The organism is Shewanella sp. 1180_01 (genome assembly GCF_052850535.1).
Map to the genome: position 1 here is coordinate 467,852 of NZ_VXCT01000001.1, position 25,918 is coordinate 493,769.

Here is a 25,918-nt window from a genome sequence, read left to right on the forward strand (position 1 = left end):
TGGTCACTAGAAGCGACTTAAGTGGATGCTGGAAATAGAATTCCCCAAGGAAAGGCTAACCTAACATGACCTTAAAATCTCCAAGGCCTTTGCTAATGTGTGACTTGGATCTTTCTATTTCTAAAGAGGTATTTAAAGCGAGAGGTAAAAACGATTTCAGATCAAAAAAACAGCGGATTTTTAAATGGCAAGAATATAAAGAGAGAGGTAAAAACCTCTCTCTTTAGTAACGATAAAACATTGCTCTGAATGAGAGCGTTATATCTGCTTAATTACCGTGAACTTTACTTAATTGAGCTGGGGTATGACAAGTTGCACAGCTTTCTGATGCACGAGTTTGCACATCGGCTGCACTGCTGCCATTTAAAATACCACCGTTAGTCTCAATGTGAGATTTTGTCGCATCACTCAGATATTTTTGGTGACAGCTTAAACACGCACCCGCATCTGAAGATACCCAAATATCGGCACCGTTATTATTGATATCACCGTAGCGCCATGTGCGATTAGGCTGACGTCCTAAGGTAATACCTGTAATGACGTTTGCTTTATCAACCGTATGGCATGTCGCACAATCGGTTTTTAGCACAGTGCCTGATTGTACACCCGCATATTTCAGGTAATGCCCTTCACGTTCGTGAGCTTTCCACGCGAAGCTAGTTGGGATCTTACCGCCAGGATAGTTGGCATCACTTTTCAAGGTTTTATCCGAAGTATGACAAGTTTGGCAATTTACACCGTTGTCATAGTGGTGGATTTCTTGATTGTGACAACCTTGACACTTAGTTGCATCAATAATGTCGCGACGTGTCGCTGCCTTGGCAGTGTTGTCCACTCCCGTATCTTTCCAAACGAAATGATATGGGGCTTGTTTAACCGCGACTTTACTTACACTGTCAGCAGAGCAATCTGTCATGACTATGTCAGCAACGCCATAACCGCCATTGTTGAAGCACACTTCTAATGTTGACCACAGCTCGAATGTTTTACCATTTGCATCAGCGGGTAAACTGAACTTAGTGCCTGTTAATGAGTAGGTTTTATTCGCTTCATTATAGGTACCTTCACTTAAAGCGATACGACGATTACTATAAGAGGCATCAGCATAGCTTGGGTAATCTTTATCAGAATCCCATGCTACGACAACGCGTGAGCTTTGATTTACGAAGGCTTTATCAATGGCATTGCCATCTTTGTCAACAACTTGGACATCAAAAGTGATTTTGCCCGTGTCATTCACGCCGACATTAGTGAACTTAATGCCCATGGCTTTAGTTTCTGTGTAAGCTTTCAGCACATCACCATGACGTTTAGCTGCACTACCTGTGCCATTGTATGGTTCAGTTGCATTATGACAAGCGACACAATCACTGCTGCTGTGGTGAGCAGACGGTTTTTCTGTGTGGCAACCAATACAGGCTTGATTGCTTAAGTCGGCTTTAAATAAATCGGCATTAGCTGGTGCACCCGCTCCTTCAACGTGACAGGCTGCGCAATCCGCTGCAGGTTTTAATGGGAAACCGACCTTGCCGTAGTCAATCACTTTACCGCCATAACCGACAATCTTGTAAGGTGCTGGTACTTCAGCGCCTGTCTCATCAAAGGTATGACGTTCGCCACCTTTGTGGATAGCATGGATCATGTATGTAAATTCAATGCTATTACCTGACTCAGGATCGCCAGAAGTTGCCGTATGACAAGATGCACAGTTCTCAATATCAACTCTACGGCCACCGTGTAGCTCTAAACTTTCTGGTTGGTGACAGGTATAACAGGCTGTTATTGAAACAACGTTGCGTGTTTGAATACCTTCAGTTTTGCCTGTAGAAGGCTGCCAATCAAAATGGGCGTTGGCAGCAAGCTGTGGTAATTCAAGTTCTAATGTTGCCCGTTGAGTCGCTTCAGCACTGTAGGTAATCGCTAAGGGTTCAGTGACATTGGCGATATTGGCTTGATAGGTATAGCTGTAGTTACCATCACCATGATCCACTAAACAGGTATCACACTTGGCAGCGGCTTCAACGTTGGCTTGATATTGAGCTGATGGATTGAGGTTATCCACGCCAGAAGGCACTGTGCCAGGCTCTTTTTTGGCATTGATATAAGCTTGCCATTGGTAACCGCGGTCAGCGGGTTTTGCTGGATCCTCAGTTGCTACTGTAACGTGGCTAAGCTGTGCAATACCAAAACGTATGTCGTGATCTTTATTTAAGCCTAGTACTGCTACGCCATTCGCATTTTCTAATGTGAAATCGACTGTAACCTTACCTGCATCGATAGTGGCATTAGTGAAACTTGCTTTCAGTGTAGGAGTTGTATCGATATTAACACCAACAACACCCGGTTTACCGTCTTCACCATCTTTACCGTCACTACCACCGCAACCGGCGAGTAGTAGAGAGAGTAAACCGGCACCCAACATCGCTTTTGTTGCGGCATTGAAATTGAACCGTTTCATCATGATATTTCCCTGCAATAGTTGTAATCATCATCAAACGCTTGGTAGATAAGAATAAATCTCATTACCAGCATAAGATGTGTGGAATTAGTTTTCCATCTGTAAGGCTAACTAAGTCACTGGTATTAATCAGTCACTTTAGGTGGGTAATGTGACTGAGATCTGACTATTTCTTTAGGAGTAGATGACTGCATAGTATGAGTTCCTTTTATATCTGCAGTTGCTGGCCTTTTTAGGCCAGCATCATAGGCTTAGTTTATGGGATGCACTTTTAACACGTCCGCGACTCCGCCTTGTCCATGACAGAAAGCACAGGTTTCAGTTCCTGCGGTTGCATCGGCTTTTGTGCCTGCAAAAACAGCACCTTGCTGAGCCATGTGGTTATGAGTGCGGGTATCTGAATGGCAGTTGCTACACACAGCGGCAATCGGGCTGGTAAAAGTGCCGTTATCGAGGGCAAGGGGTTGTACCGCTGAATTTAAGGGAAGGGCGACGGTAGATATCCCCGCGGTATCGTTAACATGACATTGGGCACAGTTACCGATTTTCCCTGGGTAGTTTAGGTTTTCAAAACCTGCGAATTGGCTGGTGTGAATACCGTGGATCAGCTGCTTAAAGTCAAACGACGTGGTGGAAGGATTTGCCGCCGTCGCATCAGCCAGCATATTGGCGTTATGACATAGCTGACATTGACCACCGAGATCGTTGCGTGAGCCGTGGATATTAAGCTTTTGATCGCCATGGCAATTACCGCAGCTTGCATTACTGACAACAGTGCGGCGACCCGTACTGCTTAATGCTGCCATATCAAAATAACTGTGGCTGGCTTTAATCACTAACACTTCCGCCAGTTCAGTCGTGCAATCAACGAGTACTTTGTCTTTGGCGCAGACTCGGCCTTGAATCGCGAGTCCGCCATTATCCGATTCAGTGCCTGCAGGCACAGTAAGACCCGAAATCGTATAGGTATAAATGCCATTTGAGCCTGACACTGGGGTGGATTCCGGCAGCTTAATCGAACGGGCAGAGCGGGTGGCATAATCAAAACTGGTTCCCCAGTTGGCATAGACCCTTAAATCATTGATGAATTTTAGCTTATCGGCACTGTCGCTGTAGACGGAGCCTGTAGCTGGGTTCATCAATTTAACCGCAACAGTGGCTGTACCATTGGCATCCATACTGGCGCTGGTGATACTAGGACTAAATTGCATCAGTGCCGCTGTTTTGTCTTCATCACTGTGAACGCTTGCGGTCCAGTCGGCATTATGGCACGCCACGCAGTTACTGTTATCAGCCTGCGCAGGGTGTCCTTCGCCTGCGGGAAAATTGATTTGTGTATGACAGGCGCCGCAGGCTTGCATGGTTGGGACTCTATGCCAGTTTTGCTGCTCAGCTAACTCAGCCTTATCGACATGACAGGTTTGGCAATCACTGATGGGTTGCGGGAAACCAGTTAAATGCTTGCTGTGGATCATTTGCGGGAAAATATCCGCAGGATTACTGACTTTTTTGCTGTTATGACAGGTGACGCAGGTTTCGATTTGATTATATTTACTACCATGGAAAGCAAGATTACTGTGGCAACTATTACAGGTTTCTATTGTGACTAAGTTGCGGGTGTAAGCGACATTATCCGCAGAAGATTGCCAGTCATAATGTTGATTGGTAATAGGCAAGGGCGTGTTATCGGCAAGTTTATCGCCGCCGATTTTGACCACCATTCTTTGGGTCGCTTCTGGCATAAACGTCACCCCATTCATGCCATTAAACGTGGCGCTGAAGGTGTAACTGTAGTGACCGTTTTTATGATCTGTGAGACTGCCTGGGCAAGTTGCCGCACAGGTTTCAGCGGTAAAATGTTGCCATTCACTGCTATTTCCCGCGCCTGTATAACCTTGGGGAAGAAGCTGCGCTGCAATAAACGTCGCCGATGGGACACCAATGACGGCTTCATCATCTTGATTGCTCACTTGAAAATCCACTTGAGCAATGCCATCTGTTATCGCGACTTTATCGACCATGACCTTTAGGCTAGTGATGATTAATGCGGGCGGTTTTGCGGGTTCACCGGGATTACCATCTTGGCCCCTATCACCGCCACAGGCGCTTAATAGCGAGACTAAGGCCAGCATCAGACTGAATTGAGTGCTCATTTTTGCAAACTTGTTCATATTTCTATCCTTGGAATGCGCTGTCAGTGCCTAAGTTACATTTGGTAGCTTAAGGTCAAGCCTAAATAGTGAGCGTTGTAGTCGTGGCCCATATCACCAAAACTGAGTACGTTGGGAATCGTGTCCCAATTTGTGCCTTGGTTTTGCCTGTTAGCATCTTGATATTTCTCAAATAACCAATCGACGCGCAGCGACATACTGTCGGCAAACTTATACTTGGCGTAGGCATTCAGATTGTGTTTGCGGGCGTAAAAGTCGCCATAGGGACTGGTGATGCCGTAGATGACTTCGGTATCACTCTGTCCATCGGAATAGCTGTAGTCCAAGCCAATGTCGAGGTGATTATCGAACAGGTTTTGATAACTGAAACCAGCCCCAATTAGAGTCGATTTTTCTTCGGCAGTGCTGTACCAATCGGGCGTTGAAAAGCGGTTACTGCCCGCTTGATCTGAGTCGCGCCAATCTTGGTTAACAAAGGCGGTGAAATGCAGATCGTTACTCAGCGCATATTGGGCCGATACGTCATAACCTAGGTAGGACACTTGAGTGAGACCCACTTGGGTATGGTGATAATCGTCATCGACACTGTGCAAGCTGGCGCCCAGCGAGAGGCCCATATCAGTTTGATAATCAGTGTGTAAGGTGACTTTTTGTCTTTTTCTGTCGGCAAGGTAGGATTTACGTAGCCAAGGATTGCTTTGACTTTGAGTGGTCGTGACGGGATCGTATTCACTGCCATCTCTCTCTAGTGCTTCTCCTTTCAACCATGCTGACCAAGCAGGGGAATAGCGATAGCTCAGTTTGGTAAACACGCCGGACTCGTCGACGGATTGGCGGTCGAGTTCAGTGTAATCGTTTTCGTTGCGGCTATAGCCCGCTTCGACGTAGGAGGCTGAGGTGAAACGGTATTTGCCTTTTAGTTCGAGTTTTTTGGTTCGCTTATCATAAAGGCTATTTTGAGCAGTGCCTTGGTTAATACTGTCGGTGATGATTTGTGGGAAGGCTAATTTGGCCGTTTTGTTATCTCTGTCTTGATAGTTGTAGCTAGCCTGTACGCTTAAGTCTTGGGTGATCCGGCCCGAATATTTAAGGACCATTTCAATAATATCCACTTGGCCATCTAAGGTATCTGCAGGTAGGATAGGTGATGGGCCATTGATGGTGGCTGGAATAAAGGCGTCATCTTGGGTCATACGGCTAAAGCCTGCGTGTATTAGCACATTCTGCCCATTCGCTCCCCCTGAGGCTTCTGCGGCAACGCGATAGGCTTTACTATCGGGGTCGACTGCATTTTGGCCTAAGTATGCCGCGCCAAAGGTGGGCGTGTAGGCGGATTGCCATTGCATGGCTTGGTGATCATTTTTATATTGGCTGACTTGGCTATTGATGCCAGCTTGCCAGCCAGTGCCATTAAAATAGACTCTGGCATCGATTTCATCGGTACTGTCATCAATAGGTTGGGCGAGCATGACGCTATTGGTGAGTATATTGGCGCTGGTCTTTTTGGCGCCGCTGCGGTCTTCATGTTGATAGTTTAATGAGGCTTTGTAGTGACTGGAATGGTCGTTTTCGGGTGATATTTTTCCGGCATAGTAACCACCGATCATAAAGCGGTCACGTTGAATACTTATATCTTGGCCAACAAGGCTGCTCTGTAGCATAGGCATAGATTGTGTTGTGCCACCTGTTATCCAGTTATCGGGCAACAACATCTTATCTTGCACTGAGGTATAAGGGCTTTTGAGTTGATTATGGTTATAGCTCGCTAAGCCTCTATAACCTAAGTTGATTTGATAGTTCCCCGGCCTTCCTGTTGTGAGCTTGGTTGAGCCCGCATCAAAGCCTAACTTATCCGCGACCAGCTGAGTTTGATAACCCGACTGTGTTTTGTACACCATACCCGCATCGACGGTGGCAACGAGACCATCGTTATCTGTCCCAGTGCGGTTACCGAAACGGCTGTCCTCGCCATCGTTATAAGCGAGAGTGGCACTGACATTACCACTATGCCCTGTCTTAGGTTGGCATTGTTTGCAGCTCCATGCCTCTGTCTTAATGCCACTTCGATTCGCCTGTTTTAGCTCATAACCTTCGGCATGTGCTTGAGTCAAAACACCGCTTATCGCCCATGCGAGTAAAGTGAGGGAGAAACAAGCACTAGGGTGAGATAATTTAGCTGTTCGCATGATCATTCCCTTGTTATCTCTGTAGCAATTTGCCAGAAGGATGGTTAGAACCATGCACTTGCCCGTGGCAATTCATACAGGAGTTACCTGAAGTGAAGGCATTGGTTTGATTGCCAAAGTAGGCATTGCTGCTATGACCATCCGAGGCGTGGCATTGTTGACAAAGCTGCGGCGGCTTACTGATCAGCATGGCTTCGTTCACGCTGCCATGGGGGTTGTGGCAATTAGCACAGTTGTCGGTGACGGGGGCATGTTCCCACAGTTTAGGGCCGCGTTTTTCTGCGTGGCAGCTATAGCAATTTTCGTTGACGCTCATTTGCTTCAAGCTTGAATCGTTCAAACTGCCGTGGGGATTATGGCAGTCACTGCACACCATTTGTTGCCACTGTAATGGATGGGCTGAGCGTTTGTGCATATCAGCTTTTTGTTGGGTATGGCACTGGGTACAAATGGCGACTTCATTGGCTTTATCGCTGATAGGATCTTTGGCGGTATGAACTTGATGGCAACTTGCGCAGGCAACATCGGCGTTATCGTGGTGATTGCCTTTCCACGCAATGCGTTGACTGTCATTGTGGCAGCTCATACAAACACTGTTTTGCTTTTGCGCGGTAACAGGAGAATTTGCACCAAAGGTGATCATTGGCTCTTTGCCACCTTTGTTATGATTCCCTAACGGACCGTGGCAGGCTTCACACTGCAAATCGGCCATGGGCGAATCTTTCACATTGGGGTTGCCATGAACCCCATCAAATATCGCCATGACCACGGCACTTTTTTTGTGACACATCAGGCAAGTGTCAGCCCCTTTGGCGGAATACTTACCTTCGGCGAATTTTTTGTCTAATGTCGCGACAACGTCCTCTGGTTTTTTGTCATCCCAAGGCGTCGCCGAGGCCGAAATACTGACGATTGATAACAAAATACATAGCATAGCCTTAGCTATGCTTTTGAACTTTAACCTTATTTCCATGTTCATCTTTTCCCGAGTGCATTTATATTTGTTATTTTTACGCTTTCGATATTACTAATTTAGCTTATCAAGCTTGGTTAATATTAGAACAAATGTATGACAGGTGCTTAACATTCATTGGTCTTTTCACTGTAAAGATGGATGATTTTACTGGTGATATAGAGGAAGCGTGACCTTGATCACGTTTGCTTCGGTAGGGGATTTGTTCACAGCTTTTTGACTTCTGTCGATCGCATAACCGTCTTGGGCACTTGGGCGTGAATTTTTATTTTCAGTTGGCCGTTTATTCATTGGTATTTTTGTCACATAATACCCAACACAATTGAAAACTATTATCGTTACCAGTCAAAAATCTTGATCTAGGTAAAGTTATTAGGGTCATCGCTCAGTTACAATGGGCGCAGTTTTTCGAGCTGAACCTGTTGCAAGGTGGAATACGTAATGAAGTTAAGCGAACTCAGTCCGGGTGATCGCGGTATTATTTCTGAAGTGGGACGTTTAGCGTTACCACAAACCGTGAAGCGTAAGTTGTTGTCCATGGGGATCACGCCGAATACGCGTTTTTCATTGATCCGATACGCACCTATGGGCTCTGGTCTCGAACTGGATATTCGTGGTAGTAAACTTTGTATGCGCAGAGATTTGGCAGACATCATTGAGGTGGAAAAGGCGAATGACTAAGCAGTTTCATTGCGTCACAGTCGGTAACCCGAACGCGGGTAAATCGACGCTCTTTAACGCGCTAACCGGCGCGAATCAACAAGTCGGTAACTGGTCTGGTGTGACGGTCGAGAAAAAGACTGGTCATTTCACCTTAAACGGTGCCGATGTCTATCTGACCGATTTACCCGGTATTTACGATCTTCTGCCTGCGGGCAATAGTTGCGATTGTTCACTCGATGAGCAAATTGCGCAGCAATATCTCGCCGAGCAACGCGTCGATGGCATTATCAATTTAGTCGATGCCACTAACATCGAACGTCACTTATACCTCACTGCCCAATTGCGTGAACTCGCGATCCCTATGGTGGTGGTGTTGAACAAAATCGATTCGGCAGTCAAACGCGGTATCAAAGTCGATTTAAAGAAAATGAGCAAAGAGCTGGGCTGCCCCGTGATTGGTGTGTGCTCTCGCGATCCTGCCGATGTGGAAAAAGTGCAAGCGCAGGTACTCGATTTACTGCAAGGCCGAGTCTCTGAAGCGCCATTAATGCTGCATTATGATGAACAAATTGAAGCGGGCGTGCAGTTACTTTGTAGCAAAGACGCGCAATTAAGCCGTGGCCGTGCCTTGGCTATGTTAGGCAATGGTTCAGGTTGTGGCAGCTGTCAGAATTCTGATCTGCAGGATGAAGTGAATACCTGTACCCAGATTATCTCTTCGCAAGGCCATGATATTGAAGTGATGGTGGCTACCACGCGCTTTAATTTCGTTGAGAAAGTGTTTCAAGGTTCAGTGAAAGAGTCGGGATTTCTCACCCTCAGTGACAAATTAGATAAACTCGTATTGCATCCCATGCTTGGCATTCCTGTGTTCTTGTTTGTGATGTATTTGATGTTTATGTTCAGCATCAACATTGGCAGTGCTTTTATCGATTTCTTCGATGTCTTTGCGGGCGCGCTGTTTGTCGATCACTTTGGCGCATTCTTGACGAACATGGGCTCTCCGGCTTGGTTAGTTACTATCCTCGCGGGTGGGGTTGGCCAAGGTATTCAAACCGTCACTACGTTTATTCCGGTGATCGCTGCTTTATTCCTTGGTTTGTCTGTGCTTGAAAGCTCTGGCTATATGGCGCGCGCCGCATTTGTGGTCGATGGTTTAATGCGCCGCATCGGTCTGCCCGGTAAAGCTTTCGTACCTATGATTGTTGGCTTTGGTTGTTCTGTGCCGGCGATTATGGCGACGCGGACCTTAGGCAGTGAACGTGAGCGTATTGTCACGGGTATGATGGCGCCATTTATGTCTTGCGGTGCACGTCTGCCAGTATATGCGTTATTTGCTGCGGCTTTCTTCCCCGATTCTGGGCAGAATTTAGTGTTTTTGCTTTACGTTATTGGTATCTTTGCCGCTATCGGTACGGGTTTATTACTCAGAAGCACGCTGTTACCCGGTACCAGCAGCGCTGTGGTGATGGAACTGCCAAGCTATGAAATGCCAAAACTCAAAGCCGTAATGGTACGTACAGGTAAACGCACTAAGAGCTTTATTTTAGGTGCGGGTAAAACCATTGTGCTGGTGGTGACGCTATTAAACTTTATCAATGCTATTGGTGTTGATGGCACTTTCGGCCATGAAGACAGCCAAGCATCTTTGTTGAGTGTTGCGAGCCAAAAAATCACGCCTATCTTCTCACCTATGGGTATAGAACAGGATAACTGGCCAGCAACTGTTGGTATTATCACAGGTATTTTTGCCAAAGAAGCCGTGGTCGGTACCTTAAACAGCTTGTACAGCAGTGCAGCGCCCGCTGATGAAGAGCTGACACCCTTGAGTGAAAGCTTTAATGCGGCTCTAGCGACGATTCCTGCAAACTTGTTTGGGTTAGATCTTGAAGATCCGCTAAAACTGTCTGTTGGTGATTTGACCAATCAAGAAGCGATAGCGGAAGAGCAAGGCGTGGCGACATCGACCTTCGGTGCCCTGCAAGCCGGTTTCAGTGGCAAAATTGCGGCGTTTTCTTACTTGCTGTTTATCTTGCTGTATACCCCTTGTGTTGCGGCGATGGGCGCTTTAGTGCATGAGTTTGGCTCCCGTTGGGCGACATTTGCGGCAACGTGGACTTTCTCACTGGCCTATGGCTCAGCGACGGTGGTCTATCAAGCGGCAACCTTTACGCAGCATCCTGTGCAATCGAGTCTGTGGATTGGTTTCTTCCTCTTTGCGTTAGTGGCCTTTTATCAATGGCTGAAACGTAAGGGCAGAAGAACCCAGCAGATCATTCCGGGGATCCGCATCATTACCGAGTAAGATTTACTGAGTCAGCATGACTGAGTAATAAATGTCAGCTTAGTTAGGTCAAAGATAAAAGCAGCTTTCATGGCTGCTTTTATTGCTTTACTATCGCGGCTATAACCCAGCCGGTCAAAAACCATAGTTTTTAGCACTAGGCATTGTAACTAGTAGTGATCTGTAGGATCATGCTGGTTTTCTTAAAATTGCCATTGTTCGCAAAGAGGAATTCCATGAGTCATGTGGACACTGAAGTACGTCCGAGTAACTTTATTCGTAATATCATAGATGAAGATTTACAAAGCGGTAAGCACACGAGTGTACAGACTCGTTTCCCGCCGGAACCGAATGGCTATCTTCATATTGGTCATGCTAAATCTATCTGCTTAAATTTTGGGATAGCGCGAGACTATAACGGTCTGTGTAATTTACGTTTTGACGATACAAATCCTGAAAAAGAAGACATTGATTATGTGAATTCTATTCAGGCGGATGTGCGTTGGCTTGGATTCCAGTGGGATGGCGACGTGCGCTATTCATCAAACTATTTTGATCAGTTACACCAATATGCGGTTGAACTGATCAATAAAGGTTTGGCCTATGTGTGTTTCTTGAATGCTGATGAAACCCGCGAATACCGTGGCACGTTAAAAGAGCCAGGTAAAAACAGTCCTTTCCGCGACACATCAGTCGAAGAGAACCTCGCCTTATTCGCTAAGATGCGCGACGGTGGTTTTAAAGAAGGTGAGTGTGCGCTGCGTGCCAAAATTGATATGGCGTCGCCATTCATGTGTATGCGCGATCCTATCATCTACCGTATTCGTTTTGCCCATCACCACCAAACGGGTGACAAGTGGTGCATTTACCCAATGTACGACTTTACCCACTGTATTTCTGATGCGTTAGAACATATTACCCACTCTTTATGTACTTTAGAGTTCCAAGACAACCGTCGTTTATACGACTGGGTGTTGGATAATTTGAATGATTTTCAAGCGCCGAATCGTACTCGTCAATACGAGTTTTCACGCTTAAATCTTGAATATACCTTGATGTCTAAGCGCAAGCTAAACGACCTTGTGACTCGCAAATTAGTGTCAGGTTGGGACGACCCACGTATGCCAACGATTGCTGGCTTACGTCGCCGTGGTTACACGCCTGCGTCAATTCGCGAGTTCTGCCAACGTATCGGCGTGACTAAGCAAGAGAATATGATTGAAGTCGGCATGTTAGATGCGTGTATTCGTGAAGAATTGAACGAACATGCACCGCGTGCGATGGCTGTATTACGTCCATTGAAAGTGATCATCGAAAACTATGCTGAAGGTGAACTTGAGTACATTCAAGCGGCCGCTCATCCAAATGATGAGAGCATGGGGACGCGTGAATTAGCCTTTGGCCGTGAAATATTGATTGATGTGGCTGACTTTAGAGAAGAAGCCAACAAGCAATACAAACGCCTTGTGACAGGTAAGGAAGTGCGTTTACGTAATGCCTATGTAATTAAAGCTGAGCGTTGTGACAAAGACAGCGAAGGCAATATCACGACGGTTTACTGCACTTATGATCCTGAAACTCTGGGTAAAAATCCTGCTGATGGCCGTAAAGTCAAAGGCGTGATTCATTGGGTTGAGGCATCTACTGCTAAACCTGCTGAGTTCCGTCTCTATCAGCGTTTATTTACCGATCCTAACCCAGCAGCGGCTGAGACTGTGGACGAAGTATTAAACCCTGAATCATTAGTGGTTGTGCACGGTTTTGCTGAAGCAAGCCTAGTAAATGCACCAGCAGAAAAAGCTTATCAGTTTGAGCGTGAAGGTTATTTCTGTGCTGACAGCAAAGATTCATCAGCTGATAAACACGTGTTTAACTTAACCGTAGCGCTGCGTGATTCTTTCGAATGATTTGATAGAATGCGTTTGATGGAATGAGTCAAACAGTTCAACTCAACGAAGCTAAGTTGAATTAAGCTAAGTTATTCTGATCATTAATTAGACCCAAAAAAGAAGGCCTTTAGGCCTTCTTTTTTATTTTATGAATCAGCGATAAAGCTATTGTCTGGTGTGGTTACAGTTAATTTGAGTTGTTATTGATACATAGGACCAAAGCCTAGGCTCCATAAGATAACGCTGGTTGCCATTAGCCCCACTAACAGCACTAAACCTGCGGTCACCATGGAACTGGCGTAGATAAAGCCTTTCTCTTCAGGGATATTCATAATGATCGGCACACCCGCGTACAGTAAGTACACTGAGTAAGCCAAACCAATCAATCCCACTATCATGATAAACCACAGCACTGGATACAATGCGGCTAAACCGACCATGAACAATGGCGTAGCGGTATAGGATGCGAGTTCTAACGCTTGGGTGTAGGTTGGGTTTGCATCGAAGGTTTTTGCCATCCAATAGGCCAAATAGGCGAGGGCGAATACGCCCGCAATCAGACCTAAATACATGCCAGCTGACATAAACATGGCGCTTTGAGGTGTGAGGTAAATCGGATCGCCAGCGCCTGGGTTCCAGCCAATATAAGCCGTAGCAATATAACTGCAAATCGCAGGGATTAAGGCGATCAGTACCACATGACTTAAACTACTTTTTAGTGCCTCATGGTTTTTTTCAATTGTGTGCCACTCTTGTTTAGGATGAGTGTATAGCCCCATTAAGTGATTCAATATCATTATAATTATCCTTGTTCAGCATTGATGAATGGCTCGCCAAACGTCAGACGAGCTGATAACAGCTCCACAATCGAGGTTAAAATGGTGTCCTGTCCCTTTAACTGCCGATTGGTGACACATACAGAAGTGAGAAGCTGTGTGATCAGGATCTCAGTTCTTTAGAGTGTAGATTATTTATTGAACAAAAAGTTCGGCGCGTCAAGTTTACTGAAGCCTAATGCTATAGCTTATGAGTAAATATGCGTAAAATAGCGCGATATTCAGAATGATATTGAGTGAGTCCATGCAGCAACTTCTTGCCCCCATCCACGCGTTTCTTCGCTGTGAAACACCGCAAACTTGGATTGATGTCGCGATAAAATCAGATTCCTTGGATGAGTTGCTTATCGATCATTGTAACTGTGAGTTAAAAGCAGCCCAGACAGCGATATTTTTGCTTCGAAAATATGCGTTAGATAAAGACAGTGGTCGAGCTCTGTTGGCGTGGGCTAAACCCTATGAAGAGTTTATCTATTCGCAAGATCATGATGTGGTGAGCTTTCTGGCGCGCGATGTGAAAAAGAATGAGCTGGTGGCCGAACTTATGCCTAAGCCAAACTTTAAGTTTGCCGCCAATTTGGTTTCACCTTTAATCCGCTTGATTAAAGAAGAGTTTCATCATTTTGAGCAAGTATTGGAATTGATGCACAAACGCAGCATTGAGTATCGTAATATTCGCGCAGGCCGTTATGCCAAAGGCATGATGAGCTATGTGACGACCCATGAGAAAGATATCCTGCGGGATAAGCTGATTGTGGGGGCATATATTGAGGCGCGTTCGTGTGAGCGTTTTGCTAAGTTGGCGCCCTATTTAGACGGTGAGCTGAGTAAGTTTTATGTGTCACTGCTGCGCTCTGAAGCCCGCCACTATCAAGATTATCTTTCATTAGCACAGTTGGTTTCACCTGAGGATATTAGCGAGCGCGTAAAGTACTTTGGTGAGATAGAGGCTGAGTTGATTCTGGCGCAGGATGAAGAGTTTCGTTTCCACAGTGGGTCGCCGCTAGCAAATTGATTTGAAGCACCTTCTTTTTAAAAATTGATGAATTAAGTCGATATAGCTAAAACGATTAACGGTTCGCTCGAACCGTTAATATGAAGCCTCTTTAAGCTGAAACAAGGCTAATAAAAGCAAGCTAATTTAAGTTGCCTGCTCGAAGGGTAAAGACTGCATATTAATCCCTTCGGCGCTCACACTCAGTACACTGCCTTGCTCATACCAATCGCCCACCACAATACGTTGACAGCCATTGGCAAGTTGATGAATGGCGGGTCTATGGGTATGACCGTGGATCATATGTTTGGTGTGGGTCTTGGCAAATAACGCATCGACCGCATTGGGCTCCACATCCATGATGGTATAGCTTTTTTGCTGATTGCTACTTTTGCTATTGCTGCGAATTTTATCGGCAATGCCCTGACGGGTTTTCTTGGATAAACAACCATATAGCCAACGCGCCAGTGACAAACTGCGCAGTTTTCGAAAGCGTTGGTAGGCTTTATCTAAAGTACACAAGCTGTCGCCGTGTAAGATAACCGTCTCTACGCCGTATAAATTCAGGCACGTCACTTCGGGTAAGATTTTCATTCCTGCGGCGCGCGCAAATTGCTTGCCTAACATAAAGTCACGGTTACCGTGGATGAAATACACCGGTAGCTTTTGCGATACTTGCTTGAGTTTTTCGGCGAGTTCGAGGGCAAAAGGCAAGGCAATATCATCGCCAACCCAGACTTCAAACAAATCACCTAAGATATAGAGGGCGTCGGCATCATCGAGCTCAGTGTCGAGGAAGCGAGTGAACGCTTGCGTGATATCAAGACGATCTGCACTTAGGTGCAGATCGCCTATAAATAAAGTTCGCATTCGCAGGGATTATGCCGCAACGCTGACTTTTTCAATCACTACAGCTTCTAATGGTACATCTTGATGCATACCACGGTTACCTGTACTAACTGCTTTGATTTTTTCGATAATATCCATGCCTTCAACAACTTCGCCGAATACGCAGTAGCCCCAGCCCTGTGAGGTTTCTGATTTAAAATCGAGGAAAGTGTTGTCGTTCACGTTAATGAAGAACTGCGCAGTGGCTGAATGAGGATCAGAAGTACGCGCCATAGCGACAGTACCAGTACGGTTTGATAAACCGTTATTGGCTTCGTTCTTTACTGGCTCGTTACAACGTTTTTGGCTCATGTCTTCGTTGAAGCCACCACCTTGGATCATGAAACCGTCAATCACACGGTGGAAGATAGTGCCGTCGAAGAAACCTTCGTCAACATATTTCATGAAGTTTGCCACTGTTAACGGCGCTTTTTCAGCGTTCAGTTGCAGTTTAATGTCGCCCAAATTGGTGTGTAATGTGATCATGTTTTCATACTCTCTGTAAATAGTGGCGCGATTCTAACTTATCTCGGATTGCGCGCAAAGTGCAGTATTCAAAACCTGTCAGGCCGTGATAGACTGACTCCTTGATTTTACACCTGAATGTATCATTGAAGAGAATATCGATGTTGAAGATTTACAACAGTATTACCCGCCAAAAACAGGAATTTAAGCCGATTACTCCCGGAAAAATCGGGATGTACGTGTGTGGTGTGACCATATACGATCTCTGTCATATTGGTCATGGCCGTACTTTTGTTTCCTTTGACATGATAGTGCGCTACCTGCGTTACGCGGGTTATGAAGTGAATTTTCAGCGCAATATCACCGATGTTGATGACAAAATTATCAAGCGCGCTAACGAGAATAACGAAAGCTGTGAAGCCTTAACCGAGCGTTTGATCGGTGAAATGCATCAAGACTTCGATGCCTTAAATATGTTGCGCCCCGATTTTGAACCGCGCGCAACCCTGCATATTGCCGAAATCATCGACATGGTTGAGTTATTACTCGCCCGTGGCCATGCCTATGTGGCGAGCGATGGTGATGTGCTTTTCAGCGTGGCTTCCTATCCTGATTACGGCCGTTTATCGGGTCAGAATTTAGATCAACTGCAAGCCGGTGCTCGGGTAGAAGTGGACGAAACCAAACAAAATCCAATGGATTTTGTGTTGTGGAAAATGTCTAAACCTGGTGAACCGACGTGGGAATCCCCATGGGGACCGGGTCGTCCTGGCTGGCATATCGAATGCTCTGCCATGAACAGCAAACATTTAGGTCTGCATTTTGATATTCATGGCGGCGGCTCTGATTTACAGTTCCCGCACCATGAGAACGAAATCGCCCAGTCTTGCTGTGCCCATGACACGCCATACGTGAACTATTGGATGCACACTGGCATGGTGATGGTTGACCGTGAAAAAATGTCTAAGTCGTTAGGCAATTTCTTTACCATTCGCGATGTACTTGGTCACTATGATGCTGAAACTGTGCGTTATTTCCTGTTATCTGGCCATTACCGTAGCCAACTGAACTATTCAGAAGATAACTTGAAACAAGCTCGTTCAGCTTTAGAGCGTTTGTATACCGCCATTAAAGATGTCGACTTGACTGTCGCTGCAGCGCCAGCAGAAGAGTTTATCGCGAAATTTAAAGCGGCGATGGATGATGACTTTAATACACCTGAAGCCTATTCAGTCCTGTTTGACATGGTACGTGAGATCAATCGCTTAAAACTGACCGATATGGCACAGGCATCGGCATTAGCAGTCACCTTGAAGCAATTAGCGGATGTTTTAGGCTTATTAAGCCAAGAGCCTGAAGCTTTCTTCCAAGGCGGCGGTAGTGATGATGAAGTGGCTGAAATCGAAGCTTTAATCGTTGAACGTAACCGTGCTCGTACTGAAAAGGACTGGGCTGCTGCGGATGTGGCGCGTAATCGTTTGAATGAGTTAGGCGTTGAGCTCGAAGATGGCCCAAGTGGCACCACTTGGCGCAAGAAATAAGCTTAGTTAGTTGTTTTCTCTCATCTAGATGAAATCCTCAGCCATAAAAAAACCTGCATCATGCAGGTTTTTTATGCTTGCAGAACTTAGAACTTAGAACTTAGAACTTAGAACTTAGAACTTAGAACTTAGAACTTAGAACTTAGAACTTAGAACTTAGAACTTAGAACTTAGAACTTAGAACTTAGAACTTAGAACTTAATCGTGATATTGCTCGGCAGCGTATAAGGTGTTTTCCAATAGACTCGCAATCGTCATCGGACCAACACCGCCGGGGACTGGAGTGATAAAGCTGGCATTTTGCGCCGCAACGTCATATTGCACATCGCCGACTAAGGTGCCGTTATCTAAACGGTTAATGCCTACGTCAATGACGATAGCGCCGGGCTTGATCCACTCACCAGGAATGAAGCCGGGTTTACCGACTGCGACAACCACGAGATCTGCGATACGAATTTTTTGCTCAAGATTCTTAGTGAAACGGTGGCAAGTGGTCGTAGTGCAACCCGCCAAAAGTAATTCTAACGTCATAGGACGACCGACAATATTAGACGCACCAACCACGACAGCATCTAAACCATAAGTATCAACGCCGGTGGATTTGATGAGTGTCATTATGCCCATCGGCGTGCAAGAGCGCAGCACCGGAATACGCTGGGCTAAACGGCCAACGTTGTACGGGTGAAATCCATCGACATCTTTATCTGGGCGAATACGTTCGATGACTTTTGAATCTTCGATATGGGCGGGTAGTGGCAGTTGCACTAAAATGCCATCGATGGTCGGATCATCATTCAGACTATCAATAAGGCTCAGCAACTCATCTTCACTGCAACTTGTTTCTAAATCGTATGAACGAGAAATAAATCCAACTTCCTCACAGGCCTTACGTTTGCTTCCAACATAAACCTGTGATGCCGGATCGGCTCCCACTAATACTACGGCTAAACCCGGAATACGCTGTCCAGCCTCTTTGCGGGCGGTGACTTTTTCGCTGAGTTTAGTGCGGATGGATTGAGCAATCGCCTTGCCGTCGATTATTTGGGCTGTCATGGGTGTAGGATATCCTTTATATGGGCGATGGTTAAAACAGTAGTTAACACAGAGATTGGCAATCGCGGCTATTTTAACAGGGCACAGCTACTGTGTCATGGTTAAAGCCGTCGCCAAATGGATAAAAAAAACCGGATTAGCCTGATAATTCAGCACCTAGAGTCAATCAATAAAAAAATCGTTGACGGTTTTAAAGTGAGGGGATAAGATGCGCTCCGTTCTCAGGCAGATGTGTTCATCTAGCACTGAAAATGTTATGTAAGACCTTCGGTGATTGGCGCGTCCGGTAGTGTATCCAGTTTTTGGATGAGAGCGGGCCAGAGGAAACCCTCTGAGTTGATACCAAAAAAATGTAAGACCTTCGGTGATTAGCGCAGCCCGGTAGCGCATCTGGTTTGGGACCAGAGGGTCAGAGGTTCGAATCCTCTATCACCGACCACTTTATTATTGTTTGCTTCAATGAATTTAAAGATAATTTGAACTCAAATAAGCGAATAGTAGGGTTAGCTAAGTGCTTTCCAAAATCGGTTAGGATACAGAAAGTTCTGTAAACCATGCGCCCGTAGCTCAGTTGGATAGAGCACCCGCCTTCTAAGCGGGTGGTCGCAGGTTCGAATCCTGCCGGGCGTACCAGTTTCAGTGGTGATTGTAGCTCAGTTGGTAGAGTCCCGGATTGTGATTCCGGTTGTCGTGGGTTCGAGCCCCATCAGTCACCCCATTTTTTAGTACTTTGAGTACAAATTAAAAAAAGCGACCTTGTGTCGCTTTTTTTATACCCCAGATTCGGCTGTTGAGGCTCGACTCTGCAGAAAACGGTGGCTATAATGTCGCGTCTTGATAGATATCAACTATGAGCGACCTGTGCCTAAAGCCAGTAGTGGTGGGCATTGTAGTCAAATTTAATGATCAAGAAACGAATACCTGAATAGTTGATGAATCGGCTATTACAAAGGACGTTAGACAAATTTCGAGGTAAAACAATGCAAGTTTCTGTTGAAGCAACCCAAGGCCTAGAGCGTCGCCTGACCATTTCTGTTCCTGCTGAACAAATTGAAAAGCTGGTTAAAGACAGTTTACAACGTGAAGCTAAGCGTGCTCGTATCCCAGGTTTCCGTCCTGGTAAAGTGCCTATTACTGTGATTAACAAACGTTACGGCGCAGCGATTCGTCAAGACATCATGGGTGAAGTGATGCAACGTAACTTCATCGAAGCAATTATTGCTGAGAAGTTAAACCCAGCCGGTGCACCGACGTTTGTTCCTGGTTCAACTGATGGCGAAAAGTTCGAATTTATCGCTACCTTTGAAATCTATCCAGAAGTTGAGCTGAAAGGCTTAGATGCAATCGAAGTAGAACAACCAAAAGCTGAAGTGACTGATGCTGACGTTGACACTATGATTGAAACGCTACGTAAACAACACGCAACTTTCGCTGCTGTTGAACGTGAAGCTGCCGATGGCGACAAAGTGAAAATGAACTTTGTTGGCTCAGTTGATGGTGAAGAATTTGAAGGCGGCAAAGCTGACGATTTCGAACTGCAATTAGGCAGCGGCCGTATGATCCCTGGTTTTGAAGCGGGTATTTTAGGTCACAAAGCGGGTGAAGAATTTGTTATCGACGTGAACTTCCCAGAAGAATATCACGCTGAAAACCTGAAAGGTAAAGCCGCTAAGTTCGCGATTACGCTGACTGAAGTTCAAGCAGCTAACCTGCCAGAAGTAAACGATGAGTTTGCTGCTCTGTTCGGTATCAGCGAAGGTGGCTTAGAAGCCCTTAAAGCTGAAATCCGTAAAAACATGAACCGTGAACTTGAGCAAGCGTTAAAAGCTAACGTGAAAGAGCAAGTGATCAACGGTCTGTTAGCGAACAACGACATCACTCTGCCAAAAGCACTGATTGATGGCGAAGTTAACGTACTGCGTCAACAAGCAATGCAACGTTTTGGCAATCAAACGGCAAACATGCCTGAACTGCCAGCTGAATTGTTCACTGAACAAGCTGCACGTCGCGTTAAAATCGGTCTGTTATTAGGCGAAGTCATCAAGACTAACGAACTGAAAGCAGAAGACGAACGCGTACAAGGCTTGATCGCTTCTATGGCTTCTGCCTACGAAGATCCAAGTGAAGTTGTTGCTTATTACAACAGCAACAAAGAGCTGATGCAAAACATGCGCAACGTTGCTTTAGAAGAGCAAGCGGTTGAAGCACTGTTGAAATCTGCCAAAGTGACCGAAAAAGAAGTCGCTTTTGAAGAATTTATGAACAAGGCTACTGGTCGCGCATAAGCTAAGCTTGACTTGATTAGCTGTTCGCCATTTATAATGGCTCGTATGAGGCTCCTCATGCGAGCCATTTTTATTTAGGGAAGTGAATAATGCATAATGCGTCAGACATACAAAGTGCTTTAGTGCCTATGGTGATCGAACAGACTGCTAAGGGTGAACGCTCATACGATATTTATTCTCGTTTGTTGAAAGAGCGGATTATCTTTTTGGTAGGTCAAGTTGAAGAACACATGGCAAACCTTATCGTGGCGCAACTATTATTCTTAGAATCAGAAAGCCCAGATAAAGATATCTTTTTATACATTAACTCTCCAGGTGGCTCAGTCACCGCAGGCATGGCGATTTATGATACCATGCAGTTTATCAAACCGAATGTTAGCACTGTCTGTATCGGCCAAGCGGCCAGCATGGGCGCTTTCTTATTAGCCGGTGGTGAGAAGGGCAAACGTCACTGTTTACCAAATTCTCGCGTGATGATCCATCAACCACTGGGTGGTTTCCAAGGTCAGGCTTCTGACATCGCTATCCATGCCAAAGAAATCTTAGGCATTAAGAATAAGCTTAACCAAATGTTAGCCGAGCACACTGGCCAACCGCTCGAAGTGGTTGAACGCGATACCGATCGTGATAACTTTATGAGCGCGACTCAAGCCGTCGAATATGGCTTAGTTGACTCTGTGATGACGAAACGCGGCTGATTTTTGCTTTTGACTGAGCTATGCTCTGTAAAGGTTAAGCAAATTTAAGACAGGCAGTAGAGCAGACTGCAAATGAGGTAATTAATGGGCGACAACAAAAATAATGGTGACAGCGGTAAATTGCTGTACTGCTCTTTTTGCGGAAAGAGCCAGCATGAAGTCAGAAAACTCATTGCTGGCCCATCAGTGTATGTATGCGACGAATGTGTTGAGTTATGTAACGACATCATTCGCGAAGAGATTAAAGAAATCTCTCCAAAGCGCGATAGCGATAAGTTACCGACACCACATGAGTTGCGTGCACATTTAGACGATTATGTGATTGGCCAAGACAGGGCGAAGAAAGTGCTGTCTGTGGCAGTGTATAACCACTATAAGCGTTTGAAAAATGCGTCGCCTAAAGATGGTATCGAGCTGGGTAAGAGTAACATTTTACTTATCGGTCCAACGGGTAGTGGTAAGACGCTGTTGGCTGAAACCCTTGCGCGCTCACTCAATGTACCTTTCACTATGGCCGATGCCACAACACTGACTGAAGCGGGTTATGTGGGTGAAGACGTTGAAAACATCATTCAAAAGTTGCTGCAAAAGTGCGACTACGATGTAGAGAAAGCGCAGCGTGGTATCGTTTATATCGATGAAATTGATAAAATTAGCCGTAAGTCAGACAATCCATCGATCACCCGTGACGTATCGGGTGAGGGCGTGCAGCAAGCGCTGCTTAAGCTGATTGAAGGTACTGTTGCCGCGGTTCCACCCCAAGGTGGCCGTAAGCATCCACAGCAAGAATTCTTACAAGTCGATACTTCTAAGATCCTGTTTATCTGTGGCGGTGCGTTTGCAGGGCTTGAGAAAGTGATTGAGCAGCGTGCACACGTTGGTTCGGGTATCGGTTTTGGTGCTCAGGTAAAAGGCGAAAAAGAAAAGGCGACGATTTCTGAAACCTTAACTCAAGTTGAACCTGGCGATTTGGTCAAATATGGCTTAATTCCTGAGTTTATCGGCCGTCTGCCTGTGGTTGCGACTCTGACTGAGCTGGATGAAGAAGCCCTAGTGCAAATTTTATCTCAACCTAAGAATGCCCTGACTAAACAGTACAGCGCGTTATTTGAGATGGAAGGCGTCGAGCTTGAGTTCCGTGAAGATGCACTCAAAGCGATAGCACACAAGGCGATGTCACGTAAGACTGGTGCCCGTGGCTTACGCTCAATCGTTGAAAGTATTCTACTGGATACTATGTACGATATTCCTTCAGTCGATGGTGTAGTGAAGGCCGTTGTCGATGAATCAGTCGTGAAAGGTGAATCTGCACCTATCCTGATTTATGAGCACAATGAAGCCCAAGCAGCCTCTGGCGAGCAATAATTGTACTGATAGCTAATAAACTGAAAAACAAGGAGTCCAATGGACTCCTTTTTTCGTATTAGCCATTGAAACTCAATAAAGCGTCCCAATATACTCCAGTATTAATCCATTTCACCAAAACGGAATCGAACTATGACCCAAGAGCGTGAAGCGCATATCGAACTCCCCGTGCTGCCACTGCGAGATGTGGTGGTCTATCCCCATATGGTAATTCCGTTATTTGTCGGACGAGAAAAATCTATTCGATGTCTCGAAACCGCAATGGCGCAGGATAAGCAAATTATTTTAGTGGCGCAGCGTGATGCCGAACTCGATGAACCATCAAAAGATGACATCTTCGAAGTGGGTACGGTTGCTTCTATTTTACAGTTACTTAAGCTGCCAGACGGCACAGTCAAAGTGTTGGTAGAAGGCGGTCGTCGCGCCCGTATTACCCGTTACACCCAAGAAACAGAGTTCTTTGTGGCTAAGGCTGAGTATCTGGAATCAGAACCGCTGGAAGACAAAGAAGAAGAAGTGTTAGTGCGCAGTGCTATTGGTCAGTTTGAAGGTTATATCAAGCTGAACAAAAAGATCCCGCCAGAAGTCTTGACCTCTTTATCGGGTATCGATGAAGCGGCGCGTCTGGCAGATACTATGGCTGCACACATGCCACTTAAGCTTGAAGATAAGCAATCTGTGCTTGAGATGATCAACGTTGGCGAGCGTCTGGAATATTTAATGGCGATGATGGAATCGGAGATCGACCTATTGCAGGTTGAGAAACGTATCCGTACCCGCGTTAAAAAACAGATGGAAAAAAGTCAGCGTGAGTACTATCTGAACGAACAGATGAAAGCCATCCAGAAAGAACTGGGTGACTTAGACGAAGGCCATGACGAGTTTGAAGCCTTAAATCGTAAGATTGAAGAGGCTAATATGCCCGCCGAGGCGAAAGAAAAAGCCCTGGCAGAGCTTAACAAGCTACGTATGATGTCGCCAATGTCGGCAGAAGCGACAGTTGTGCGCAGCTATGTGGATTGGATGACGTCAGTGCCTTGGAGCCAACGCTCTAAAATCAAACGTGATTTAGCGAAAGCCCAAGAAGTGCTCGATACCGATCATTTTGGTCTTGAAAAAGTTAAAGAACGTATCTTGGAATACTTGGCAGTCCAAAGCAGAGTGCGTCAGCTTAAAGGGCCGATCCTGTGTCTAGTTGGACCTCCAGGTGTGGGTAAAACTTCCTTGGGTCAATCGATCGCTAAGGCGACCGGTCGTAAGTATGTGCGTGTTGCTTTAGGCGGCGTGCGTGATGAAGCGGAAATCCGTGGTCATCGCCGTACCTATATTGGTTCTATGCCAGGTAAAGTCATTCAAAAAATGGCTAAAGTGGGCGTGAAAAACCCATTATTCTTGCTCGATGAAATCGACAAGATGAGTTCAGACATGCGCGGCGATCCGGCTTCTGCTTTATTAGAAGTGTTAGATCCTGAGCAAAATGCGACCTTTAACGATCATTACCTCGAAGTCGATTACGACTTATCCGATGTGATGTTCGTCGCTACGTCAAACTCTATGGACATTCCTGGGCCACTGCTTGACCGTATGGAAGTCATTCGTTTGTCGGGTTATACCGAAGACGAGAAGCTGAATATTGCTAAGCAACATTTGCTGAATAAGCAAATTGAGCGCAACGGCTTAAAAGCGACTGAAATCCATGTGGATGACAGCGCGATTGTTGGCATTATCCGCTATTACACCCGTGAAGCGGGCGTGCGTTCGCTTGAGCGTGAATTGTCTAAGATTTGCCGTAAAGTCGTGAAAATGATTTTGCTCGATAAATCAGTTAAATCTGTCACTGTGAATCAAGAGAACCTTAAGTCATTCCTTGGCGTGCAGCGCTTCGATTACGGTAAAGCCGAGTCGAAGAACCAAATCGGTCAAGTGACTGGCTTAGCGTGGACCCAAGTGGGTGGTGACTTACTGACGATAGAAGCAACGTCAGTGCCTGGTAAAGGTAAATTAACTTATACCGGTTCCCTTGGCGACGTGATGCAAGAGTCGATTCAAGCGGCGATGACAGTGGTTCGCGCCCGTGCGGAACAATTAGGCATCAATGCGGATTTCTACGAGAAGCGTGATATCCATGTGCATGTGCCAGAAGGTGCAACGCCAAAAGATGGTCCATCGGCCGGTGCGGCTATGTGTACCGCTTTAGTATCCAGCTTAACGGGTAACCCAGTGCGTAGCGACGTGGCCATGACAGGTGAAATAACCTTACGTGGTGAAGTGTTACCTATCGGTGGTTTAAAAGAAAAACTGCTGGCAGCACACCGCGGCGGCATAAAATTAGTGCTTATACCAAAAGAAAACGAGCGTGATCTGGAAGAAATTCCTGCCAATGTGATTGCCGATTTAGAAATTCGTCCTGTGCGTTGGGTCGACGAAGTGTTAAAACTGGCCCTAGAAAGACCGGTTGAAGGCTTCGAAGTGGTTAAAAACTTGGCATAACGCAAGAAATTGCGCTATCACGTTAAAAAAAATGAAAAAAGGGGCTTAACAAAGCGCAGACCTGTGGTAGCCTAGGTCTGTGGAGAGCCAGCTGCTCCAAGCCCTTGGCGCAACTGGCTTTGAGCTGTATCCAGTTTTATTTCTTTGGTTTTCGAACTCAGCTTGAACTTTGAATTCAAGCTTGTTATAAAAGCCTCCGCAGACCGCTCTAGAGACGGATTTGGTTGCGGCGCAAAAAAATTACATTCAAGGGGATGACATGAACAAATCTGAACTAATCGAGAAAATCGCATCTGGTGCTGACATTTCTAAAGCCGCTGCAGGCCGTGCACTGGATTCTTTTATCGCTGCTGTGACCGAAGGTCTGAAAGAAGGCGATAAAATTTCTCTTGTTGGTTTTGGTACTTTTGAAGTGCGTGAACGCGCTGAGCGTACTGGTCGCAACCCACAAACGGGTCAAGAAATCAAAATCGCAGCAGCTAAAATTCCAGCATTCAAAGCTGGTAAAGCACTGAAAGACGCTGTTAATTAATCATTAATATCGTAGCCTTTGTAAGGCATTCGTAATGACAAGCACTGTTTATCAGTGCTTTTTACGAATTGAAAGTAATGGAATATGAAGCTTAATTTCTACCATTACTCGGGGTTTTAGAATTTACCTGTGGTAGCGTCTGAATAT

At 45.8% G+C, this 25,918-nt stretch carries 18 protein-coding genes and 3 tRNA genes; 13 read left to right on the plus strand and 8 right to left on the minus strand.

Translation table 11 applies throughout. From position 1 onward, the window contains the following. Positions 1 to 268 precede the first annotated feature (268 nt). The 4 genes from FW758_RS02145 to FW758_RS02160 form a co-directional block, all read right to left on the minus strand. Positions 269 to 2,461 (minus strand): OmcA/MtrC family decaheme c-type cytochrome, encoded by a 2,193-nt coding sequence (locus FW758_RS02145; RefSeq protein ID WP_063883156.1) that lies wholly within the window; start codon positions 2,459 to 2,461, stop codon positions 269 to 271. Positions 2,462 to 2,709: 248 nt separating this feature from the next. Continuing rightward, positions 2,710 to 4,629, minus strand: a complete 1,920-nt coding sequence (locus FW758_RS02150) for an OmcA/MtrC family decaheme c-type cytochrome (protein WP_446444516.1) — start codon at positions 4,627 to 4,629, stop codon at positions 2,710 to 2,712. Positions 4,630 to 4,664: 35 nt separating this feature from the next. Next, complete coding sequence (locus FW758_RS02155; protein ID WP_446444517.1) at positions 4,665 to 6,815, minus strand: MtrB/PioB family decaheme-associated outer membrane protein; 2,151 nt, start codon at positions 6,813 to 6,815, stop codon at positions 4,665 to 4,667. A 13-nt stretch (positions 6,816 to 6,828) separates the two neighbouring features. Further along, positions 6,829 to 7,794, minus strand: coding sequence for a DmsE family decaheme c-type cytochrome (locus tag FW758_RS02160; protein WP_310796521.1), 966 nt, complete (start codon positions 7,792 to 7,794; stop codon positions 6,829 to 6,831). 435 nt (positions 7,795 to 8,229) lie between these two features. On the opposite strand from FW758_RS02160, the gene FW758_RS02165 reads away from it, so the two are divergent. From FW758_RS02165 to glnS, 3 genes are all read left to right on the plus strand, one after another. Beyond that, positions 8,230 to 8,469, plus strand: a complete 240-nt coding sequence (locus FW758_RS02165; RefSeq protein WP_006081114.1) for a FeoA family protein — start codon at positions 8,230 to 8,232, stop codon at positions 8,467 to 8,469. Continuing rightward, the gene (feoB, locus tag FW758_RS02170) at positions 8,462 to 10,756 is read left to right on the plus strand and encodes a Fe(2+) transporter permease subunit FeoB (RefSeq protein WP_446444518.1); all 2,295 of its coding nucleotides are present in this window, start codon (positions 8,462 to 8,464) and stop codon (positions 10,754 to 10,756) included. Before FW758_RS02165 ends, feoB begins: the two co-directional genes overlap by 8 nt. 215 nt (positions 10,757 to 10,971) lie before the next feature. Further along, positions 10,972 to 12,642 (plus strand): glutamine--tRNA ligase, encoded by a 1,671-nt coding sequence (glnS, locus tag FW758_RS02175; RefSeq protein WP_446444519.1) that lies wholly within the window; start codon positions 10,972 to 10,974, stop codon positions 12,640 to 12,642. Between the two features lie 182 nt (positions 12,643 to 12,824). On the opposite strand, the gene FW758_RS02180 is transcribed toward glnS, so the two are convergent. Next, positions 12,825 to 13,421, minus strand: a complete 597-nt coding sequence (locus FW758_RS02180) for a Yip1 family protein (protein ID WP_006081117.1) — start codon at positions 13,419 to 13,421, stop codon at positions 12,825 to 12,827. Between the two features lie 283 nt (positions 13,422 to 13,704). On the opposite strand from FW758_RS02180, the gene miaE reads away from it, so the two are divergent. Further along, complete coding sequence (gene miaE / locus FW758_RS02185) at positions 13,705 to 14,475, plus strand: tRNA isopentenyl-2-thiomethyl-A-37 hydroxylase MiaE (RefSeq protein WP_259560496.1); 771 nt, start codon at positions 13,705 to 13,707, stop codon at positions 14,473 to 14,475. Between the two features lie 126 nt (positions 14,476 to 14,601). Here the strand turns inward: miaE and FW758_RS02190 are convergent, their stop codons facing one another. After that, the gene (locus tag FW758_RS02190) at positions 14,602 to 15,324 is read right to left on the minus strand and encodes a UDP-2,3-diacylglucosamine diphosphatase (RefSeq protein ID WP_446444520.1); all 723 of its coding nucleotides are present in this window, start codon (positions 15,322 to 15,324) and stop codon (positions 14,602 to 14,604) included. A 9-nt stretch (positions 15,325 to 15,333) separates the two neighbouring features. After that, positions 15,334 to 15,828, minus strand: a complete 495-nt coding sequence (locus tag FW758_RS02195; protein ID WP_106650139.1) for a peptidylprolyl isomerase — start codon at positions 15,826 to 15,828, stop codon at positions 15,334 to 15,336. A gap of 140 nt (positions 15,829 to 15,968) precedes the next feature. Between FW758_RS02195 and cysS the strand changes: the two genes are divergently transcribed. Beyond that, positions 15,969 to 17,348: a cysteine--tRNA ligase gene (cysS, locus tag FW758_RS02200; RefSeq protein ID WP_006085363.1), complete on the plus strand. Its 1,380-nt coding sequence runs from the start codon at positions 15,969 to 15,971 to the stop codon at positions 17,346 to 17,348. Between the two features lie 198 nt (positions 17,349 to 17,546). On the opposite strand, the gene folD is transcribed toward cysS, so the two are convergent. Further along, positions 17,547 to 18,401 (minus strand): bifunctional methylenetetrahydrofolate dehydrogenase/methenyltetrahydrofolate cyclohydrolase FolD, encoded by an 855-nt coding sequence (folD, locus tag FW758_RS02205; RefSeq protein ID WP_011846463.1) that lies wholly within the window; start codon positions 18,399 to 18,401, stop codon positions 17,547 to 17,549. Between the two features lie 362 nt (positions 18,402 to 18,763). Between folD and FW758_RS02210 the strand changes: the two genes are divergently transcribed. From FW758_RS02210 to hupB, 8 genes are all read left to right on the plus strand, one after another. Then, positions 18,764 to 18,840, plus strand: a tRNA-Pro gene (locus FW758_RS02210). A gap of 117 nt (positions 18,841 to 18,957) precedes the next feature. Beyond that, positions 18,958 to 19,034, plus strand: a tRNA-Arg gene (locus tag FW758_RS02215). Between the two features lie 9 nt (positions 19,035 to 19,043). Continuing rightward, a tRNA-His gene (locus FW758_RS02220) sits at positions 19,044 to 19,119 on the plus strand. Positions 19,120 to 19,381: 262 nt separating this feature from the next. Beyond that, positions 19,382 to 20,686, plus strand: coding sequence for a trigger factor (gene tig / locus FW758_RS02225; RefSeq protein ID WP_006085365.1), 1,305 nt, complete (start codon positions 19,382 to 19,384; stop codon positions 20,684 to 20,686). A gap of 89 nt (positions 20,687 to 20,775) precedes the next feature. After that, on the plus strand, positions 20,776 to 21,384 hold the full coding sequence (gene clpP / locus FW758_RS02230; RefSeq protein ID WP_006081124.1) for an ATP-dependent Clp endopeptidase proteolytic subunit ClpP: 609 nt from the start codon (positions 20,776 to 20,778) through the stop codon (positions 21,382 to 21,384). 84 nt (positions 21,385 to 21,468) lie between these two features. After that, positions 21,469 to 22,749, plus strand: coding sequence for an ATP-dependent protease ATP-binding subunit ClpX (gene clpX, locus FW758_RS02235; protein ID WP_006081125.1), 1,281 nt, complete (start codon positions 21,469 to 21,471; stop codon positions 22,747 to 22,749). 132 nt (positions 22,750 to 22,881) lie between these two features. Beyond that, positions 22,882 to 25,239 carry an endopeptidase La gene (gene lon, locus FW758_RS02240; RefSeq protein WP_342897236.1) on the plus strand — a complete coding sequence of 786 codons (2,358 nt, stop codon included), beginning with the start codon at positions 22,882 to 22,884 and terminating at the stop codon, positions 25,237 to 25,239. A 259-nt stretch (positions 25,240 to 25,498) separates the two neighbouring features. Continuing rightward, a complete protein-coding gene (gene hupB, locus FW758_RS02245; protein WP_011717547.1) occupies positions 25,499 to 25,771 on the plus strand; it encodes a nucleoid-associated protein HU-beta in 273 nt (90 codons plus the stop codon). Positions 25,772 to 25,918 lie beyond the last annotated feature (147 nt).

What these genes read in the sequence shown, in the direction of transcription:
- clpP (WP_006081124.1), top strand. Translation starts at nt 20,776, where the DNA reads ATGCATAATGCGTCAGACATACAAAGTGCTTTAGTGCCTATGGTGATC.
- hupB (WP_011717547.1), top strand. Translation starts at nt 25,499, where the DNA reads ATGAACAAATCTGAACTAATCGAGAAAATCGCATCTGGTGCTGACATT.
- FW758_RS02165 (WP_006081114.1), top strand. Translation starts at nt 8,230, where the DNA reads ATGAAGTTAAGCGAACTCAGTCCGGGTGATCGCGGTATTATTTCTGAA.
- lon (WP_342897236.1), top strand. Translation starts at nt 22,882, where the DNA reads ATGACCCAAGAGCGTGAAGCGCATATCGAACTCCCCGTGCTGCCACTG.
- miaE (WP_259560496.1), top strand. Translation starts at nt 13,705, where the DNA reads ATGCAGCAACTTCTTGCCCCCATCCACGCGTTTCTTCGCTGTGAAACA.
- FW758_RS02180 (WP_006081117.1), bottom strand. Translation starts at nt 13,421, where the DNA reads ATGATATTGAATCACTTAATGGGGCTATACACTCATCCTAAACAAGAG.
- FW758_RS02150 (WP_446444516.1), bottom strand. Translation starts at nt 4,629, where the DNA reads ATGAACAAGTTTGCAAAAATGAGCACTCAATTCAGTCTGATGCTGGCC.
- FW758_RS02145 (WP_063883156.1), bottom strand. Translation starts at nt 2,461, where the DNA reads ATGATGAAACGGTTCAATTTCAATGCCGCAACAAAAGCGATGTTGGGT.
- clpX (WP_006081125.1), top strand. Translation starts at nt 21,469, where the DNA reads ATGGGCGACAACAAAAATAATGGTGACAGCGGTAAATTGCTGTACTGC.
- feoB (WP_446444518.1), top strand. Translation starts at nt 8,462, where the DNA reads ATGACTAAGCAGTTTCATTGCGTCACAGTCGGTAACCCGAACGCGGGT.
- FW758_RS02160 (WP_310796521.1), bottom strand. Translation starts at nt 7,794, where the DNA reads ATGAACATGGAAATAAGGTTAAAGTTCAAAAGCATAGCTAAGGCTATG.
- cysS (WP_006085363.1), top strand. Translation starts at nt 15,969, where the DNA reads ATGTTGAAGATTTACAACAGTATTACCCGCCAAAAACAGGAATTTAAG.
- folD (WP_011846463.1), bottom strand. Translation starts at nt 18,401, where the DNA reads ATGACAGCCCAAATAATCGACGGCAAGGCGATTGCTCAATCCATCCGC.
- FW758_RS02155 (WP_446444517.1), bottom strand. Translation starts at nt 6,815, where the DNA reads ATGCGAACAGCTAAATTATCTCACCCTAGTGCTTGTTTCTCCCTCACT.
- FW758_RS02190 (WP_446444520.1), bottom strand. Translation starts at nt 15,324, where the DNA reads ATGCGAACTTTATTTATAGGCGATCTGCACCTAAGTGCAGATCGTCTT.
- tig (WP_006085365.1), top strand. Translation starts at nt 19,382, where the DNA reads ATGCAAGTTTCTGTTGAAGCAACCCAAGGCCTAGAGCGTCGCCTGACC.
- glnS (WP_446444519.1), top strand. Translation starts at nt 10,972, where the DNA reads ATGAGTCATGTGGACACTGAAGTACGTCCGAGTAACTTTATTCGTAAT.
- FW758_RS02195 (WP_106650139.1), bottom strand. Translation starts at nt 15,828, where the DNA reads ATGATCACATTACACACCAATTTGGGCGACATTAAACTGCAACTGAAC.